Below are 16,869 nucleotides of genomic sequence, written 5' to 3'. Positions count from 1 at the left end.
CCCTGATGGCCACTTCAAATTCCCCCACCTTTGGCCAGTCAAATTCCCCCAGGCAGGACGGCTAAATTATCAGTCTTTTGGTGTGACTGGCGCTGGCCTGCGATCTTGGTAATTTCTCCCTGACTTTTTTGGGGTTTTTATAAACGGCTGTTTGGCAAGCGCAGCGCGTCAGGCCGAAGGCAAACGCCGGGGAGCTGTGGTCAACTGTCGCACCGGTGCGCAGCACCGGCTGTCCACAGGCTTGTCCTGTGGGCAGGACAGTTGTCCATGGCGGGCGAGTTGCTCACGCGGCGCTGGCACTGGTAAGGCGCGAGGCAGCCTCCTTCAGTCGATAACTCTTGCCCTCAAACGCCAGCAGGGCCGAGCGGTGCATCAACCGATCCAGAATGGTTGTGCTCATCGTGTTGTCGCCCAGGTATTTGCCCCAATCCTCAACGATCCGGTTGGAGGTCACCACAATGGCGCGGCGCAGCTTGTAGCGCCGGTGCACCACCATCTGCAGCAACTCGGCGGCACCGTCCGAGATGCGCCGCGCGAGGAACAGATCATCGAGCACCAGCAAATCTGGCTCCAGCATGCCCTTGAGCAATTTAGCCTGCTCAACCGGGCTGGCCAGGCAGTAATGCACAAACACGCTGTCAGCCTCCACGTAACGCACGTCATAGCCCTGTAAGGTGGCCTGGTAGGCGACAGCTTTGGCGATGTGGCTCTTGCCGGTGCCGGGCTTGCCAATAAGCAGCCCATTGATCCCCTCGGTGATGAACTTCAAAGTGTGCAACTCAAAGCACGCCTGGCGGGGCACCTTCGGGTTGAAGTGCCAATCAAAGTCTGCCAGTGTGAGGCGCTCATCGAGCCCGCACTGCTTGAACCGCCGTTCGGTCAAACGGGAGCGGCGCCGGTCAAGTTCATCCTGCAGCAGCATGCAGAAGGTTTCGAGGAAGGGTTGTTCGCTGGCCTGGGCTTGCAGGACACGGGTGTCCAGTGTGCCCGCCATGCCCGATAGGCGCAGCTCAATGAGGGCGCGTTCAATCTCATGTTTGCTCATTGTCATTGTGATGCCCCTACTTGGTTTTGTGCTCGGTGCGGCGCCTGGGTCGAGGCCAGAGTGGCGCTTTGCTGAGCGCCCAAGGTGAACAGATTGGCGTAGTCGTCGCCCGCGCGAATCAGGGCATGACTCTGGGTCAGGGATACCTCGCTTGGGTTGGGCGCATCCAGCAGGATCAACGCATCTTCCATGAGCCGCTCAGTCAAGGTCTTGACATGGCCGTAGCTGAAGACACCCTCTTGCATGGCGCGCTCACAGGCGGCTTCGATCAGTCGGCGGGGATAGCGCCGCACCAAGCCGACGATGCCCCACATCTTGCGTTGACCGACACGTCCTTCGCGCTCAAACAGAGTCTCGCACAGCTTGTGGGTGGCCGCCCCAATGGCCTTGGCCTGGCTCAGAATGCGCTGTGTCTCACGTGATGGATTGAAGACGCGCTCCTCCATGGGAAGCACCACGGTGCCGGGTCTCTCGGCACGGTCATGCGTGCGCAGCAGGGCTTGCGTCTTGAGCTCACGTATTTCCAGGCGACGCGCAAACAGGCGCACCAGCACCCGGCTGCCAATGGCCGCTGGACGGGCGGCATAACTGCTGTGATCGACCCGCACGCACGAGTCGTCGTTGACGGTGTACTGCGCCTCGGTAAAGTATTGCATGCCCAGCAACGGCAGGGGCAACAAATGCGGTTTCTCCTCCTGGAACATGGCCTCCACCTGGCGGCGCTCACTGCCGTGAATGCGCTGGGCGGCCCACTTGGTTTCCCAGTGTTCGAGGTGCTGGTTTTGCGCCTCAATGGTTTCGAACCTGCGCCCCTTCAGGGCTGTGTCCTGGGTGTGGCCGATGGCGTGCTCAACCGTGCCTTTGCGGTTGGGGTCACGCACCCGCGCCGGGTCACCCACCACGCCGTAGTGTTTCAGGGTGGCGCCGTAGACGGCGTTGAGCTTGGGCTCGTACAGGTCGGGTTTGATGACACCCTCCTTGAGATTGTCGAGCACCACGTAGCGGCAAGCACCTCCAAAGTAGCGCCAGGCCTCTTCATGCAGGCGAGCCCAGGTTTCCTGACTGGATTTCCACACGACACGGCGAAAGCTGCGCCGGGAGTAGCGCAAGGTCATCACAAACAGGCGCGGTTTGCGAAAGCGCTCGGAGCCGGGAACACGGGTGAGTGCACCCTCGCCGTAGTCGACCTGGGCTTCTTCGCCGGGGGCGAATTCCAGACGGTCAAATTGCTCGGGTTCGTGTTTGCACAGGCCACCGCAGAAGCGTTTGACGCTGTTGTAGGCGCCGGTAAAACCATGGTTGTCGACCAGGTCCTGGTAAATCGCCGTGTAGTTGCGCTTGAAGCGCAATTGGGCCTCGATAAATTCCCGGTGGGGCTCGCAGATGGAGGTCGTTGACTTGGCCGCAGCCGGTGGCCGGGGTGGGGGAATTTGATCGGGTGTGCCGGTGGCCACCCCGGAGGAATTTGACTTTTCCTTGCGCTCCTCTATGCGTTTGGCATAGGTTCGGATGGTCTTTCGATCAATTCCGGTGACACGTTCAATCTGGCGGTGGCTGGTGTTGGACGCCAGCAGAGTCGATAGGGTTGTTTGCAGGTGTGGTTTCAAAACGTTCAATCCGGTTTCCCTCGGGTAGTGAGGGGGTTAAGGTAACGTCCTGCCGGGTATTGACCCAGGCGGTGCAATAGCCAGGTTTAACCAGCCATCACGCCGCGCTCAGGGTGGGGGAATTTGAGGTGGCCACAAGTGGGGGAATTTGGGTGGCCATCAGGGACGGTACAGAAGATGATCGGCGCGATGATCATCTTGATCAACTTGATGAAACCATCGCCAAAAGGTTTCATCTGGGTACCCAACTGAGGATAGAAGTGCCCCAGCAACACGCCGATGGTGACGGCGAATATGACCTGGGCATAAAGTGACTTGTAGAGTGGCTTGCGCGCGGGTGTCTTTGACATGGCTTTGGCCTTGAACGGGTTCATAAAAAAGGTTGGTCATTCGCCTTCTTCGCGGGCACAACCAGTCGGCGTACCGCAAGGCGGAAACGTCGCCGATCGTACGGACCCGTCGCTAACCCGCCAACTGTGGCGTTCAACAGTAGGGTTTACCCTTAGTTCCAAAAAGAAGCATTCAGGTTGTACCTGTGCCCAGCTTGTTGAAGCCAACAGTCAGAAGGCTTCTTGGCTCAAGTCCATGACAACCCTCACGCGAAAATCCATGACTTGCTCAGCGACACTCGATCCAGTCACCGATGCGGATGCAGGGTTTTCCAGCGGGACCAATCAGCGTCGTGCCCGTGCCGTTGTAGCGGTTCCCGAGATTGTCCCAGCAGCCACCTGGATCACATGTCGTCAGCACGCTCGGCGCGCTGGGAATTACCATCGCTGGGGCCGCAGGTGCCGCCTTCACCGGCGCAGCGGCTTTGCGCTCTGCACCGATTGAGATGGGTTCCTGCAGAGTCGGTGTCCTGTCTGAACTTCTGCAACACGCTTGAAGAACCCGAGTCCTGGCGGCCGCAGCCGCCTCGACGTTGCCGCCACGGACAGCGGCATCGTAGTCCCGCATCACATCGTTGCACACCTGCAAACTGGCTTTTGGTATTGGCTCATGAGAGCAAGCAGCCAAACAGGCCGTTGCCAACAACATGGCAATGACAATCCGCGTTTTCATTGTCAATACCTGTGATCGAGCACATAGCCAGCGGGCCAGCCGCCGCGAACCTCCGCCCGTGCTTGCCCTGGCCCGCCAACACAGCCTTTCTGACGACTTTATTTGAGCTGAAGCGCCCCGGCACCAAACAAGCCAATTAGTCCGATCATGATCAGGTAAATGGCCACAATGAAATTCAAGAGCTTGGGCATGACCAATATGAGAATTCCTGCGATGAGCGAGATCAGGGGTGTCAGACCGAGGTGAAGGTTCATGATATTTCCAATGCTATTGAGTCAAAAAAGTACACACGTCCGCATGATGTGACAGCGCCCCATCGCAGGTCTGTGCGCTGCCGTACCAAGTAAGTCAGACGTCTACTGTACCGTTGCGGCGATGGCGTATGGGACACAAGGCCTTGAGGCGCAAAGAGGGTAGAGATCGCTTTGAATCTCATGGCTGTAAAACTGGCTGCCACGCCAGGCGCAGTGCTGGTTTTTCCTTATCCTGCTTGTGGATTCGGCAAATGAATCTATTGCGACAAAATCCAGTCGGCCAGATTCTTGAGGGCTACCGGGTCCTTGGTGTTGATAACCTTGTGTTCTTCCTCGGTTCCATCTTCCGTCTTGACCTTGGGTGCAGTCGTAATTTGCTGGATAACTTTTTCTTGTCCGTCTGGTTTGCCCTTGTACTTAAGTGCGATCTTTTTCAATGCCGGACCTGATTTGGTCTTGTCCACTGAATGGCACTTGGTGCACTCATTCTTTTTGAACAAGGCTTGAGCAGCGTCCACATCAACGGCGGCATGGGCTGGAAGCATGGCGGCGAACGCCAGCAGCGCAGAGGCACCAACGAGGGACAGGGGAAACTTCTTCATTTGAAACTCCTTAGAGGCCAGGTATAAGCCTCATATGCTCAACGCAGTGCAAGAGCCATGTGATGACGACGGCAAATTTTGCTTACAAGACTTTACGCGTTGGCAACCTGACACTTCTCACTTGGCCCTTGTGCAGAACTGGACAAACGTCCATATGTCGATTAGTCTACGATTGCAAATTGAGCGCCCCTCTGTGTTACTCAAACGGGGCAGCAAGATTACGCAATCCACGGAGGTCTATCCTTATGCAAACTGATGACTCACAAGAGCAAGAGAGACGTGAAACTGTTGAAGAAATTTCAGAATTGCTCGCAGTTGTCCAGGAAATGGGACGACGACTCGCCAACGAAACGCATGGGAATTCCTACGCCTTGGTACTGGAACTTAACGAGCTGTTGCATCAGGCAAGGGCAAAGATAGAACAGATTCAGGCGAATTCCCCAATCTCCTGACCGTCGAGCTCGTCAGTTGGTGGCCAATGGCCCCAGCCTTGATGCCGGGCAAGCGAATCGTCTCCAGCCGGCGCCGAGCTGCTTCCTCCTCTTCAAGAGGCATGAAAGAAATGCTCCCGGGGATGACAGCGTTGAGGGATACATTCCTACATCGAAAAACAGCCGCCATGGTTAGCATGGACCCTTATTCAACCCTCGTTAAGGAGTCTTGTCATGAGCGTCGCCAAAGTCATTGAAGTCAGCGCCACCAGCAAAATCAGTTTTGAGGATGCCATTAACCAAGGTATTACCCGTGCTTGCGATACCGTCTCCAACGTGCGCGGTGCATGGATCAAGGAACAAAAAGTCTCCGTTGAAGACGGTCGCATCACGGCCTATCGGGTGAACATGCAGGTCACGTTTGTGCTCGGCGGTGACAAGTAAGCATCGCACCGCTCGTCAGCAAGCTATTCCGGCGCCCTTATCCTTAAGAACGAGGCAAAACGCGGCAAGCCCTTGGGGGTGCGATCGCGGTAGCGGTAGGTCACCAACGATCCCACCGAGGGTGGGTCGGCGCGCTGGGCGTCTGCAAAGCCTGTGCCCAAGGCAAACCGCTGGCCATCGGACGTCTCCAGCAGCAAGGCGCCCATGCGCCCTTGATTGCGGCCTTTGCCGGGCAAGTGCGCCACCACACGCGCCTCTTCGTCGGGCATTGGTTTGAGTTTCAGCAGCGCGTCGCTGCGACCGGGCGACCAGAGGGCATTGGTGCGGTGCAGGACCAGTCCTTCGCCGCCATCTTGCACTGTCTGCTGCAACAAAGCCTGCAGCGCGGCAGCATCCGGCACGCGCTGTTGAACCACCCCCTGCAGCCACGGCTGGCGGGCATCGACCACCACCTGATTCAGGCGCTGGAGGCGCAGGGCAAAAGTGTCGCTTGCACCAGGCAGGTCAAAAATCATGTAGCGCAGTTCGCGCCATTCGGCGTCGACCGGCGTGCTGCGGCGAACCATGCCGGAAAGACGATCAAAACTGCCTCGCCCCAGCCACAACTCGCCATCCAACGCAGTGGCCGGCAAAGCGGAGGTGAACCAGTCGGGTGCCGCGATGCGCCGACCGCTGCGAAAACGCAAGGTGTGGCCATCCCAAAACGCACGTACACCATCGAGCTTTTCACTGACAAGAAAAGCAGCCGGATCAACACCTGACTGCCAGTACCTGGCCAGCATGAGCGCGGGGGGCGATACGGCTACGTCCTGCGTGTCGACCGTGGTCGTGCCCGCCACAGCGAACGCCCCAGGGGAAAACACCGAACCCAAGAGCAGCGTTAAACAGCTGAAAGGACGGCTGATGAATGGAGGGGCCATCGCTTTTTCTCCCGGTTACTGGTTTGTGAGAAGTGCAGCAGCTGATCAACCGCAGCGCAATTATGGAACGGTTGAATGGGCACCGCAGGGGCGACCCGGCTGGCCAGCTCAGGCCACCTGCTTGCGCTCCCCCTCCGACATGATGCGGTCAAGTGCCCGCGACACGATGGGTTGCTGGTCGATGACATGCAGGCGACCGTGGCGCAGCAGCGCAGCCACCTCCCGCTCGGAGCGTACGAAGGCATCAAAACCATCACGATTGGTAAACAGCAAGCGCGTGCGCATGGGGCTGACCCAACTCAAAAGGCAGCGATGCTGCGTGCGTTCGTCAAGCATGAAATCGAACCACAGCCCACGTGTGAAAGACTGCGCCATGACATCAAAATCATCCACTGAACCGGCCAGTTGGCCCGATCGGCGCTGCTCCAGCTCGTTCATCGCCTCCTTGCCAGCGCTCGCCTCCAATGCGGCTGACGCGCTGTCCGCCGACGCTGCTTGCGTCATACGGATGGCCATCATATGGGTCGCAATCAGACGCCGGGTGAAGGTGGCGCGGGGCTCACCCACCCATTCGATCGCGTCCAGCCCGGCATTCAGACGACGCACCAGTTCGGGCAGCAGCGCCACCAACTGACGTCTCTCTTCGATGCGGGTTTTCGGTTGGGTCGACCAGATCAACTGGTCCATCGACGTCACGGCACTGTCCCACGGCGCCGCACTGGCTTGCACGTTCAGCCAGGCGCGCGCCAGCACCTCACGCCATTGGGTCGTCAGGAACGGTGCCAGAAAAGGCGCCAGCGGCAACTCTGGCGGCAGCGCCGCAATGCGGGCGTGAATCACCTCGTCGGCGTGCGCCAATGCCTGCTCAAATGACTCGCCCACGCGTTCGTGGTCCACCGCCGGTTCAATCCGCCCTTGTGCCTGCTGCTCCGTTTCAAACAGGAATTCGGTGAACTCCGCCAGCAGCTCACTGAACAGGGCGAGGTCGTCTTCAAACTCGGTCAATACGCGTTGGACCGTGTTCTCGATGCGCACATAAAGCGGGTCGCCCTCCCCCTTCTCGGGCGCCCAGGCAATGGACGCCTGCGCCAGCGTATCAACCAGCCGACGCGCCGGGTGATCGGCGGAAAGAAAAAAATCGCGGTCAATCATGGCCGCTTTAAGCACAGGAATCTGCAAGCGGCCAATCACGAACTTCATCTGCACGGGAATGGCCTGATCGGCAAAAACGAAATCAAATACTTCGGCCAGTGCATCCACCGTGCCTCGATCAAGTTCGGGGGCGCGACGGACCTCGTCGCGATCACGCATCTGACGCAGGACGTTGTGGTCGCCGGGATGTTGGCCGGGCAAAATCCGTTCGGCCGACTCGGCCTGCGCACCGGCTTGCAGGTCACCCAGATAACCCATAAATTCTGGATCAGCCGACGCCAGGTAGGTACGGGTTTCATGGCCATCCGCTGGCGTCCAATCCACGCCCTCACCGTCACCCGAGTCGTTCTGCCCGGACGACGAAGCCAGGCCCAGTCGTTGTAAAAACTGTCGCGCATGCGAAGCAATGCTGCGTCCAGCCGGCGCCAGCGCGTCCCATGCCGAGCGTGTCCGCTCAGGTTCCAGGCCGCCCGGGCCCGATCGCATCTCACCGCCTTGCGGCTGTGCATGCACCGAGGCAGGACTCAAGGGCAAGTGGGAAGAGCCCGCACCTTCTGACTTTATGACGCGACGTGCGGGCTGCGCCGCTATACCGGCGTGCGTCAGCATCGCGTTCAGGTCAGCGTACAAAGGGGTCAAATCAATGCTGTGCAGCGGGTCAAGCGCCAGCATCAGGTCCTCAGTGGCCTGATTGTCAAGCCCGCTGTTCTCCCAAGCCAGCAGAAACGCGCGCACAAACACTTCGGGGCGAAACGGATTGCTCGACAGCGCCGCCACGTCCCGCCCCAGCAACACCCCCAGCCGCTGGGTCAGCGCACTCACACTGGTGTCGTAGTGCGCCGTGAAACGTTGTGCCACGCGATCCAGCAGCAAAATGCGCTCCACCTCGCACACATCAATCAATGACAGGGTCATGCCATCGAGCGGGTCGGCCGGCGTGTCATTGGCAACCGCGGACGCTGGCGCCTCGGGCAATACCGCGCGCATTTCCTCGTCCATCGATGTCTGCAGGGCGGCCTGGAAAGCCCGATTGAAAACGTCCGCCTGCTTGTGCAGCAACTGGCGGGCAGAGCGCAGGTTTTGGGCCCGAACCGGCGATGGCCGGGCGTCCAGCAAATCCATCAAATGCTCGCGCACCCGGGTCAGGTTGTCGTCTTCATGCTCGACAAAAAAGGCCAGCGTCTTGCCAATCAGGCTGCGCAGAAGGTGACGCGCCGGACGACGCAAATCACGGCCCGCAGGGCCGGAGGCTGAAAACGGGCGATTGACCATCACTGTATTGCCAAGCGATCTCTGATATTTCCGGGCGGGTAGCGCCCGAACCACGAACCCGAAGCACCTTGACCGCTCATGCGCTTCGCGTAGCACCCCTGGCAACCCTCAGTTGCAAGGGGGGCAACGGGCCATTTTAGACACAAGGAAATGCCCTTGTGGCCGGCTTGCCGCTCAATCCAGTAGCCGAGATGACCTGGGCACATGCGCCATCAAAAACTCCATCTGATCGGCCAGAATGCGGCGGTTGCGCAGAATGAAGTCTTCCCACAGGCTGGGCACATAGGGCGCGTACAACAGCGGCATACCCGCCTGCTCGGGGGTACGGTGGCTCTTGCGGTGGTTGCAGGGGCGGCAGGCGGTCACCACATTCATCCACGTGTCGATGCCGTTTTGTGCGAACGGGATGATGTGCTCGCGAGTGAGGGTTTCTTCGTCAAACTGTTCACCACAATAGGCGCAAAGCTGGCGGTCACGCGCGAACAATTTGGCATTGGTCAGGCCCGGCTTGAGATGGAAAGGATTGATGCTGGGCACGCCCTTGGTGCCAATGATGCTGTTGACGGCAATGATGGACTGCGCGCCGGTCAGGGCGTTGTGCCCGCCATGAAACACGGCGACCTGCGCGCCCATCTCCCAGCGCACCTCGGCAGCGGCGTAATGAATCACCGCCTGCTCCAGCGAAATCCACGATTGGGGCAGCCCCTGGGCTGACAGCTTCAAGACTTTCAAAACACGCCTCCTGGATAAATCCTTTGACACGAAATGCAACCGTCTCTGGCAGTGGACAATAACGCTTTACCCTGCCTCTAAGACACAATATACCCTTTATGTGTCAAATTGACTGTCAGCGCTTAAGCGACGTGCGCAGTCTGCTATTAAAACAATAACGTCCCAATGAAGGTTTTCCGCGGTTTTCACCATCCCGACGTGGCCCAGGCTTGCGCCCTGACGATCGGCAACTTTGACGGCGTGCATCGCGGCCATCAGGCCATGCTGGCACTGCTCAAAGGCGAGGCCCAGCAGCGCGGGGTGCCGAGCTGCGCCATGACTTTTGAGCCCCATCCGCGCGACTATTTCGCGGCCGCCAGCCACCAGCCTGATCTGGCACCAGCCCGCATCGGCACCCTGCGCGACAAGCTGGCCGACCTGGCCTTGAGCGGCGTTGACCAGACGGTGATTCTGCCGTTTGGCGCGCGCCTGGCGGGGCTGTCGCCGCAGGCCTTCATCGACGAGGTGCTGGTCAAGGGGCTGGGGGCCAAATATGTCTTGGTGGGTGATGACTTCCGCTTTGGCGCCAAGCGCGCGGGCGACTATGCTTTGCTCGATGCCGCCGGCCTGCAGCAAGGCTTTGACGTGGCGCGCATGAACAGCTACGAAGTTCATGGCCTGCGCGTGTCGAGCTCAGCCGTGCGCGAGGCACTGGGCCAGGGCCGCTTGCAAGATGCGGCCCGCTTGTTGGGCCGACCATATCGGATCTCGGGCCATGTGGTGCATGGCCGCAAGCTGGGTCGGGCGCTGGGTTTCAGAACCCTGAACCTGCGCTTTGCCCACTGGAAGCCCGCTGCCAGTGGAATTTTTGTGGTACTGGTGCATGGACTGAGCCCGGCGCCGCTGGCTGGCGTAGCCAACATGGGCATTCGGCCGTCGCTGGACCCGCGCGATGTGAATGGTGGCCGGGTGCTGCTGGAAACCCATTGCCTGGACTGGCCAGAAACCCTGGGGCCCGAGGGGGCCTACGGTAAAATTGTTCGGGTAGAACTTCTCCATAAACTGCACGACGAGCTGAAGTACGACTCTTTGGACGCCCTCACCGCAGGCATCGCACAGGATTGCCTTGATGCGCGTGCGTACTTTTCAAAATAGCGCCACCATGACCACAAACACCACCACGCCCGTCACTTCAACTGGGGGCCAGACAGTCAAACCCGACTACCGCAGTACCCTGAACCTGCCCGACACCCCGTTCCCGATGCGCGGCGACCTGCCCAAGCGCGAGCCGGTCTGGGTCAAGCAGTGGGAAGATCAAGGCATCTACCAAAAACTGCGCGCTGCCCGCTGTGGTCACCCTAAGTTTGTGCTGCACGACGGCCCGCCCTACGCCAACGGCCAGATCCACATGGGCCATGCGGTCAACAAGATTCTGAAAGACATGATCGTCAAGGCGCGCCAGCTCAAAGGCATGGACGCGGCCTACATTCCCGGCTGGGATTGCCACGGTCTGCCGATTGAAAACGCCATTGAAAAAAAATATGGCCGCAAGCTCGCGCGTGACGACATGCAGGCCAAGAGTCGCGCCTACGCCACCGAACAGATTGACCTGCAGCGTGAGGACTTCAAGCGTTTGGGCGTTTTGGGCGACTGGGACCACCCCTACCGCACCATGGACTTCAAAAACGAAGCCGACGAAATTCGGGCCTTCAAACGCGTGGTGGAGCGCGGCTTTGTCTATCGGGGTTTGAAGCCGGTGTACTGGTGTTTTGATTGCGGCTCATCCCTGGCTGAGTTCGAGATTGAATACGCCGACAAAAAGTCACAGACGCTGGACGTGGGCTTCTTGTGCGCTGAGCCCGCCAAACTGGCAACCGCCTTTGGTGTGACCACGCTGGCCAAAGACGCATTCGCCGTGATCTGGACTACCACCGCCTGGACGATTCCGGCCAATCAGGCGCTCAACGCCCACCCGGAGCTGAGCTACGCGCTGGTGGATACGGAGCGCGGCCTGCTGGTCTTGGCGCAGGATTTGGTTGGCAAATGTCTGGAGCGCTTTGGCCTGACTGGCACGGTTCTCGCCACCACCAACGGCAAGGCGCTGGCTGGCATCAACTTCAAGCACCCGTTCGCCCATGTCGACGCTGGTTTTGACCGGCTGAGCCCGATCTATCTGGCCGACTATGTCAGCGCTGAAGACGGCACCGGCATGGTGCATTCGGCCCCCGCTTATGGCGTGGAGGATTTCAACAGTTGCGTGGCCCACGGCATGGCCTATGACGACATCCTGAACCCGGTGCAAGGCAATGGTGCCTACGCGCCCGAGCTGCCCCTGTTTGGCGGCCAGCACATCTGGAAAGCCTGCCCGGTCATCATCGATGCGTTGCGCAACGCCGGCCGCCTGTTTGCCAGCGAGAACATCGTTCACAGCTATCCGCACTGCTGGCGCCACAAAACCCCGGTGATCTACCGCGCCGCCGCCCAGTGGTTCATTCGCATGGACGAGGGCGTTGGGGTTTTCACCAAAGACAAGGCGCCCAAGTCGCTGCGTCAACTGGCCCTGGACGCGATTGAAGACACCGCGTTCTATCCCGAAAACGGCAAGACCCGCCTGCGCGACATGATTGCTGGCCGGCCCGACTGGTGCATCTCTAGACAGCGCAGCTGGGGCGTGCCGCTGCCCTTCTTCCTGCATAAAGACAGCGGCGAGTTGCACCCGCGCACGATGGAGATTCTCGACCTCGCGGCCAGCATGGTGGAACAAGGCGGCATCGAAGCCTGGAGCAAGGCCACGACCGAGTCCATCCTGGGCGCACAAGACGCGCTGCAGTACACCAAGAGCAGCGACATCCTGGAAGTCTGGTTTGACTCCGGCACCACCCACACCACGGTGCTCAAGGGCTCACACCCCGGCAGCGGCCACCCCGATGGCCCGGAGGCCGATTTGTATCTGGAAGGTCACGACCAGCATCGCGGCTGGTTCCACTCGTCGCTGTTAACGGCCTGCGCCATGTACGGCCGCGCGCCCTACAAAGGCATCCTGACGCACGGCTTTACGGTCGACAGCAAGGGCCACAAGATGAGCAAGAGCGCCGGCAACGGCGTCGATCCGCAGGAAACCAGCAAGAAACTCGGCGCCGAAATCATCCGCCTGTGGGTGGCGGCCAGCGACTACTCGGGCGACATTGCCGGTGACGACAAAATCCTGGCCCGTGTGGTGGACACCTACCGGCGCATCCGCAACACCTTGAAATTTTTGCTGGCCAATGTGAGCGACTTTGACCCGGCCACGGACACCGTGCCGCAGGAGCAGATGCTGGAGATTGACCGCTACGCCCTCTCCCGCGCCGCCCAGCTGCAGGCCGACATCCTGGCCCATTACGAAATCTATGAATTCCACCCGGTCGTGGCCAAGCTGCAGATTTATTGCTCGGAAGATTTGGGTTCGTTCTACCTCGACGTGCTGAAAGACCGGCTCTACACCACCGCGCCCAAATCATTGGCACGGCGCAGCGCCCAAACCGCGCTGTGGCAAGTCACGCAAGCCATGCTGCGCTGGATGGCACCATTTTTGAGCTTTACCGCTGAAGAGGCTTGGGGCGTATTGGGGGCGGCGGGCAAAACGCCGGTCAACAACAAAGAGTCCATTTTCATGGACACCTACGTCGAGCTCGATGCGCCCGACACTGCCTTGCTGGCCAAATGGACCCGCATTCGCGAGATTCGCGATGCGGTGAACAAAGAGATCGAAGCCCTGCGTGCCGACGGCAAGGTCGGCTCCTCGCTGCAAGCCAACGTGGCACTCACCGTCAACAGCGACGACTACGCGCTGCTGCTCAGTCTGGGCGGCGACCTGAAATTCGTCTTCATCACGTCAGCTATTGAATTAATAGCTGGTGATACCCTATCCATAAGGGCTAGCGCCTCAAACGGCATAAAGTGCGAGCGCTGCTGGCATTACGTTGACGACATTGGGCATGACAGCGCCCACCCAACGATCTGTGGCCGCTGCAGCAGCAACCTGTATGGCGCCGGTGAAGACCGGGTGTTTGCCTGATGGCGCGCCGCACCTTCTCGGCCAAGTCGACCGGCTCGGGCAGCATGCTGCAGTGGCTGGGCCTGGCCACCATCATTCTGATGGCCGACCAGTTCACCAAGGTCATGATCCTTGGCTTCTACCAGTTGGGTGACAGCACCTACGTCACCAGCTTTTTTAATGTGGTGCGAGCGCACAACAGCGGCGCGGCGTTCTCGTTTCTGGCCGGTGCATCGGGTTGGCAGCGCTGGTTCTTCACCGTCATCGGTGTGCTGGCAGCGGGCTTGATTCTGTGGCTACTCAAGTCGCACGCCGGGCAAAGACTGTTTGCCTTTTCCATGGCCTGCATTTTGGGCGGCGCCATTGGCAATGTCATCGACCGCGTGCGGTTTGGCTACGTGGTCGATTTTCTGGACTTTCACTGGCACGGTTGGCATTTTCCGGCGTTTAACGTGGCCGACAGCGCCATTACCATAGGTGCCGCCTGTCTGATCCTGGACGAGCTGCTGCGCGTGCGGCGCGGGCGCTAGCGGGTCGGCCAGCCAAGGAAACACGTTGACTCATCTGCTGAATCTGCTGGCGGCCATTGCTCTTTTGGTATGGGGCACGCATCTGGTGCGCGCCGACGTCCTGCGCGTGCTGGGCGCCAACCTGCGCCGGGTGCTGGCCCGCAGCACCGGTAGCCGTTTCACAGCCGTCATGTCAGGCATTGGTGTCACTGCCTTGTTGCAGTCCAGCACGGCCACGGCCCTGATTGCCTCGGCATTTGTCGGCCAGGCATTGATGACCCTGCCCGCGGCACTGGCCGTGATGCTGGGCGCCGACATTGGCACCAGCCTGATGGCTTTGCTGTTTTCGCGCGACCTGTCCTGGCTGTCGCCGCTGTTCATTTTTGTCGGTGTGGTGCTGTTTATTGCCCGCCAGTCCACCACCGTCGGCTACGTGGGACGGATTTTGATTGGTTTGGGTCTGATGTTGCTGGCGCTGCACCTGGTCACGGTCTCAGCCAACGCGCTAACCCAGGCCCCGGCCATGCGGGCCCTGCTGACGTCACTCAGCAGCGATTTGTGGCTGGAGATCACGGTCGGAGCCGTGTTGTCGGTGCTGTCTTACTCCAGCCTGGCCATTGTGCTGCTGACGGCCACGCTGGCCAGCGGCGGCGTGGTCCCGGTGGACGTGGCGCTCGGCCTGGTGCTGGGGGCCAACCTGGGCAGTGGCTTGCTGGCGGTTTTGACGACCCTCAGCGCCAATGTGCAGACGCGCCAGGTGCCGATGGGCAACCTGGCGTTCAAGGTGCTGGGCGTTGCCCTGGTGGCGCCACTGGTCGGCCTGTGGTTGCGCTATTTGGGCCCCCTGCTGGGCGACAAGGCAACCAGCGTTGTCTTGTTTCATCTCGGCTTTAACCTGTTGGTCGGCCTGCTGTTCATTGGCCTGACCCAGGTGGTGGCGCGCTGGGCGCAATACTGGCTTCCGCCAGCGCACAACACCAGTGGGCGCCAGCGTCACCTGGACGCGTCGGCGTTGCCGACACCCTCCGTGGCCCTGTCGTGCGCAGTGCGCGAGGCCATGTACCAGTCTGACGTGGTGGAGACCATGCTGCGGGGTATCCTGCCGGTGATCAAAAACAACGATCTCCCGCTGGCCCAATCGCTGCAAAAAATGGACGATACGGTGGACGAGTTGTACTCGGACATCAAGTATTACCTGACCAAAATATCACGTGAGGCCCTGAGCGAGAAAGAAGGGCACCGCTGGACCGAGATCATCACCTTCACCATCAACATGGAGCAAATTGGCGACATCATTGAGCGGGTACTTGAAGACGTTGAAAACAAAAAAATCAGATCCGGCCGGCAGTTTTCGCCTGCGGGCATGGCAGAAATTACCGAATTGCACAGCCGCCTGGTCAGCAATCTGCACCTGGGCGTGAGCGTGTTTCTTAACGGCAACCTGCGCGACGCACAAAAACTGCTGGAAGAAAAAACCCGCTTTCGTGATCTGGAACGCGAATACGCCACCACCCACCTTGATCGTCTGAGCGTCAATACCTTGCCCAGTATTGAAACCAGTTCATTACACCTGGATCTGATCAGCGACCTCAAGCGCATCAACTCACACATCTGCTCGATTGCCTACCCGATTCTGGAGGCGGCCGGCGCCCTGGTTCCCAACCGTCTGCGCGCGCCAATCACCGCCGAGTAGCGACAGAAGAATAAATTTTGATAGCGGCTCAGGCTTATTCAGCGGGGGCTAGAGCCACATTTGATCTAGAAAAACATCAAAGCGTCAAAATCGTGCAGCCGGTGGTCTTGCGTGCTTCCAGATCGCGGTGTGCCTGCTGCACGTCTTCCAGCTTGTAACGCTGGTCGATGCGAATGCTGACCTGGCCGCTGGTGACCACTGCAAACAAATCGTCCGCCATGGCCTGCGTGCTTTCCCGGGTGGCGATGTGGGTAAACAAGGTTTGTCGCGTCACATACAACGAGCCTTTGGCCCCCAGAATGGCCGGCGAAAACGGCGCCACCGGTCCCGACGCATTGCCAAAACTGGCCATCAAACCGAACGGTGCCAGGCAGTCGAGCGACTTGTCCCAGGTGTCTTTACCCACCGAGTCGTACACCGCCTTGACGCCTTTGCCAGCGGTGATTTCTTTCACCCGCGTCAAAAAGTCTTCGGTGGCGTAGTTGATGACATAGGCAGCCCCATGCGCCTTGGCCAGCGCGCATTTGGCATCCGACCCCGCCGTACCAATCAGTTGCAGGCCCATCGCTTTGGCCCACTGACAGGCAATCAGGCCGACGCCACCGGCGGCCGCGTGAAACAACACAAAGTCACCGGCCTGCAAGCCACCCTGGGGCTGGGTGCGCTTGAGCAGATACTGCGCCGTCAGCCCCTTGAGCATCATGGCCGCACCGGTCTCGAATGAAATCGCATCGGGCAGCTTGCAAACACACTTGGCAGGCAGCACCCGCAAGTCGCAGTAGCTGCCGGGCGGCTGAGAAGCGTAGGCGGCGCGGTCGCCCACCTTGAGGTGTGTCACACCCGAGCCCACCGCCTCCACCACACCCGCGGCCTCCATGCCCAGCCGCAGCGGCATGGGCAGGGCATACAAGCCGCTGCGCTGGTAGACATCGATAAAGTTCAGGCCGACCGCGTGATGCCGGATGCGGATCTCGCCGGGGCCGGGCTCACCCACCGTGACATTCACCAGTTTGAGTTGCTCCGGTCCGCCGTTTTGGTCGATTTGGATGGCGCGAGAAGGATAGGAGCTCATGGTGGTTTTCCTGAAGTTGCAACAAGGCGGCATGTTGCCATGAAATGACGCTGGCGGGC

15 protein-coding genes and 1 pseudogene are annotated in these 16,869 nt (G+C 59.9%); 6 read left to right on the top strand and 10 right to left on the bottom strand.

Annotation, left to right across the window (positions count from 1 at the left end; translation table 11 throughout):
• Window positions 1-283: 283 nt before the first annotated feature.
• The 6 genes and pseudogenes from istB to WA157_RS00570 all read right to left on the bottom strand — a co-directional run bounded on the left by istB (window position 284) and on the right by WA157_RS00570 (window position 4,570).
• Window positions 284-1,045: an IS21-like element helper ATPase IstB gene (gene istB / locus WA157_RS00595; protein WP_422619093.1), complete on the bottom strand. Its 762-nt coding sequence runs from the start codon at window positions 1,043-1,045 to the stop codon at window positions 284-286.
• A 2-nt stretch (window positions 1,046-1,047) separates the two neighbouring features.
• Window positions 1,048-2,661, bottom strand: coding sequence for an IS21 family transposase (gene istA / locus WA157_RS00590; RefSeq protein ID WP_422619089.1), 1,614 nt, complete (start codon window positions 2,659-2,661; stop codon window positions 1,048-1,050).
• Between the two features lie 146 nt (window positions 2,662-2,807).
• Window positions 2,808-3,002 (bottom strand): annotated as a pseudogene (locus WA157_RS00585) (cation:dicarboxylate symporter family transporter); the annotation flags it as partial.
• 268 nt (window positions 3,003-3,270) lie between these two features.
• Window positions 3,271-3,714 carry a hypothetical protein gene (locus tag WA157_RS00580; protein ID WP_422619088.1) on the bottom strand — a complete coding sequence of 148 codons (444 nt, stop codon included), beginning with the start codon at window positions 3,712-3,714 and terminating at the stop codon, window positions 3,271-3,273.
• A 98-nt stretch (window positions 3,715-3,812) separates the two neighbouring features.
• Window positions 3,813-3,968 carry a DUF3096 domain-containing protein gene (locus WA157_RS00575; RefSeq protein WP_422619087.1) on the bottom strand — a complete coding sequence of 52 codons (156 nt, stop codon included), beginning with the start codon at window positions 3,966-3,968 and terminating at the stop codon, window positions 3,813-3,815.
• 257 nt (window positions 3,969-4,225) lie between these two features.
• Window positions 4,226-4,570, bottom strand: coding sequence for a c-type cytochrome (locus tag WA157_RS00570; RefSeq protein WP_422619086.1), 345 nt, complete (start codon window positions 4,568-4,570; stop codon window positions 4,226-4,228).
• A 245-nt stretch (window positions 4,571-4,815) separates the two neighbouring features.
• Here WA157_RS00570 and WA157_RS00565 point away from each other — a divergent pair, with 245 nt between their 5' ends.
• Together WA157_RS00565 and WA157_RS00560 are read left to right on the top strand one after the other, a co-directional pair.
• Window positions 4,816-5,022, top strand: a complete 207-nt coding sequence (locus WA157_RS00565) for a hypothetical protein (protein ID WP_422619085.1) — start codon at window positions 4,816-4,818, stop codon at window positions 5,020-5,022.
• Between the two features lie 213 nt (window positions 5,023-5,235).
• Window positions 5,236-5,445: a dodecin family protein gene (locus WA157_RS00560; protein WP_422619084.1), complete on the top strand. Its 210-nt coding sequence runs from the start codon at window positions 5,236-5,238 to the stop codon at window positions 5,443-5,445.
• Window positions 5,446-5,468: 23 nt separating this feature from the next.
• Here the strand turns inward: WA157_RS00560 and WA157_RS00555 are convergent, their stop codons facing one another.
• The 3 genes from WA157_RS00555 to WA157_RS00545 all read right to left on the bottom strand — a co-directional run bounded on the left by WA157_RS00555 (window position 5,469) and on the right by WA157_RS00545 (window position 9,521).
• Window positions 5,469-6,365, bottom strand: coding sequence for a DNA ligase (locus WA157_RS00555; protein WP_422619083.1), 897 nt, complete (start codon window positions 6,363-6,365; stop codon window positions 5,469-5,471).
• 108 nt (window positions 6,366-6,473) lie between these two features.
• Window positions 6,474-8,789, bottom strand: coding sequence for a DUF1631 domain-containing protein (locus tag WA157_RS00550; RefSeq protein WP_422619082.1), 2,316 nt, complete (start codon window positions 8,787-8,789; stop codon window positions 6,474-6,476).
• A 174-nt stretch (window positions 8,790-8,963) separates the two neighbouring features.
• The gene (locus tag WA157_RS00545) at window positions 8,964-9,521 is read right to left on the bottom strand and encodes an HNH endonuclease (RefSeq protein WP_422619081.1); all 558 of its coding nucleotides are present in this window, start codon (window positions 9,519-9,521) and stop codon (window positions 8,964-8,966) included.
• Window positions 9,522-9,686: 165 nt separating this feature from the next.
• Here WA157_RS00545 and WA157_RS00540 point away from each other — a divergent pair, with 165 nt between their 5' ends.
• From WA157_RS00540 to WA157_RS00525, 4 genes are read left to right on the top strand one after another with little or no spacing between them, the layout of a single operon-like run.
• Complete coding sequence (locus WA157_RS00540) at window positions 9,687-10,655, top strand: bifunctional riboflavin kinase/FAD synthetase (protein WP_422619080.1); 969 nt, start codon at window positions 9,687-9,689, stop codon at window positions 10,653-10,655.
• A gap of 7 nt (window positions 10,656-10,662) precedes the next feature.
• A complete protein-coding gene (gene ileS, locus WA157_RS00535; protein ID WP_422619079.1) occupies window positions 10,663-13,557 on the top strand; it encodes an isoleucine--tRNA ligase in 2,895 nt (964 codons plus the stop codon).
• Window positions 13,557-14,066, top strand: coding sequence for a signal peptidase II (gene lspA / locus WA157_RS00530; protein ID WP_422619078.1), 510 nt, complete (start codon window positions 13,557-13,559; stop codon window positions 14,064-14,066). Before ileS ends, lspA begins: the two co-directional genes overlap by 1 nt.
• A 25-nt stretch (window positions 14,067-14,091) precedes the next feature.
• Window positions 14,092-15,738, top strand: a complete 1,647-nt coding sequence (locus tag WA157_RS00525; protein ID WP_422619077.1) for a Na/Pi cotransporter family protein — start codon at window positions 14,092-14,094, stop codon at window positions 15,736-15,738.
• Window positions 15,739-15,814: 76 nt separating this feature from the next.
• On the opposite strand, the gene WA157_RS00520 is transcribed toward WA157_RS00525, so the two are convergent.
• A complete protein-coding gene (locus tag WA157_RS00520) occupies window positions 15,815-16,810 on the bottom strand; it encodes a quinone oxidoreductase family protein (protein ID WP_422619076.1) in 996 nt (331 codons plus the stop codon).
• Window positions 16,811-16,869: the final 59 nt, after the last annotated feature.

The sequence above is a fragment of the Rhodoferax ferrireducens genome (assembly GCF_049302455.1).
Lineage (GTDB): Bacteria > Pseudomonadota > Gammaproteobacteria > Burkholderiales > Burkholderiaceae_C > Rhodoferax > Rhodoferax ferrireducens_B.
This window is presented reverse-complemented; position numbering and strand designations above follow the sequence as displayed.

Coding starts and splice junctions, on each gene's coding strand:
- WA157_RS00580 (WP_422619088.1), bottom strand. CDS start 3,714: ATGAAAACGCGGATTGTCATTGCCATGTTGTTGGCAACGGCCTGTTTG.
- WA157_RS00575 (WP_422619087.1), bottom strand. CDS start 3,968: ATGAACCTTCACCTCGGTCTGACACCCCTGATCTCGCTCATCGCAGGA.
- WA157_RS00550 (WP_422619082.1), bottom strand. CDS start 8,789: ATGGTCAATCGCCCGTTTTCAGCCTCCGGCCCTGCGGGCCGTGATTTG.
- WA157_RS00565 (WP_422619085.1), top strand. CDS start 4,816: ATGCAAACTGATGACTCACAAGAGCAAGAGAGACGTGAAACTGTTGAA.
- ileS (WP_422619079.1), top strand. CDS start 10,663: ATGACCACAAACACCACCACGCCCGTCACTTCAACTGGGGGCCAGACA.
- WA157_RS00560 (WP_422619084.1), top strand. CDS start 5,236: ATGAGCGTCGCCAAAGTCATTGAAGTCAGCGCCACCAGCAAAATCAGT.
- WA157_RS00520 (WP_422619076.1), bottom strand. CDS start 16,810: ATGAGCTCCTATCCTTCTCGCGCCATCCAAATCGACCAAAACGGCGGA.
- lspA (WP_422619078.1), top strand. CDS start 13,557: ATGGCGCGCCGCACCTTCTCGGCCAAGTCGACCGGCTCGGGCAGCATG.
- WA157_RS00570 (WP_422619086.1), bottom strand. CDS start 4,570: ATGAAGAAGTTTCCCCTGTCCCTCGTTGGTGCCTCTGCGCTGCTGGCG.
- WA157_RS00555 (WP_422619083.1), bottom strand. CDS start 6,365: ATGGCCCCTCCATTCATCAGCCGTCCTTTCAGCTGTTTAACGCTGCTC.
- WA157_RS00540 (WP_422619080.1), top strand. CDS start 9,687: ATGAAGGTTTTCCGCGGTTTTCACCATCCCGACGTGGCCCAGGCTTGC.
- istB (WP_422619093.1), bottom strand. CDS start 1,045: ATGAGCAAACATGAGATTGAACGCGCCCTCATTGAGCTGCGCCTATCG.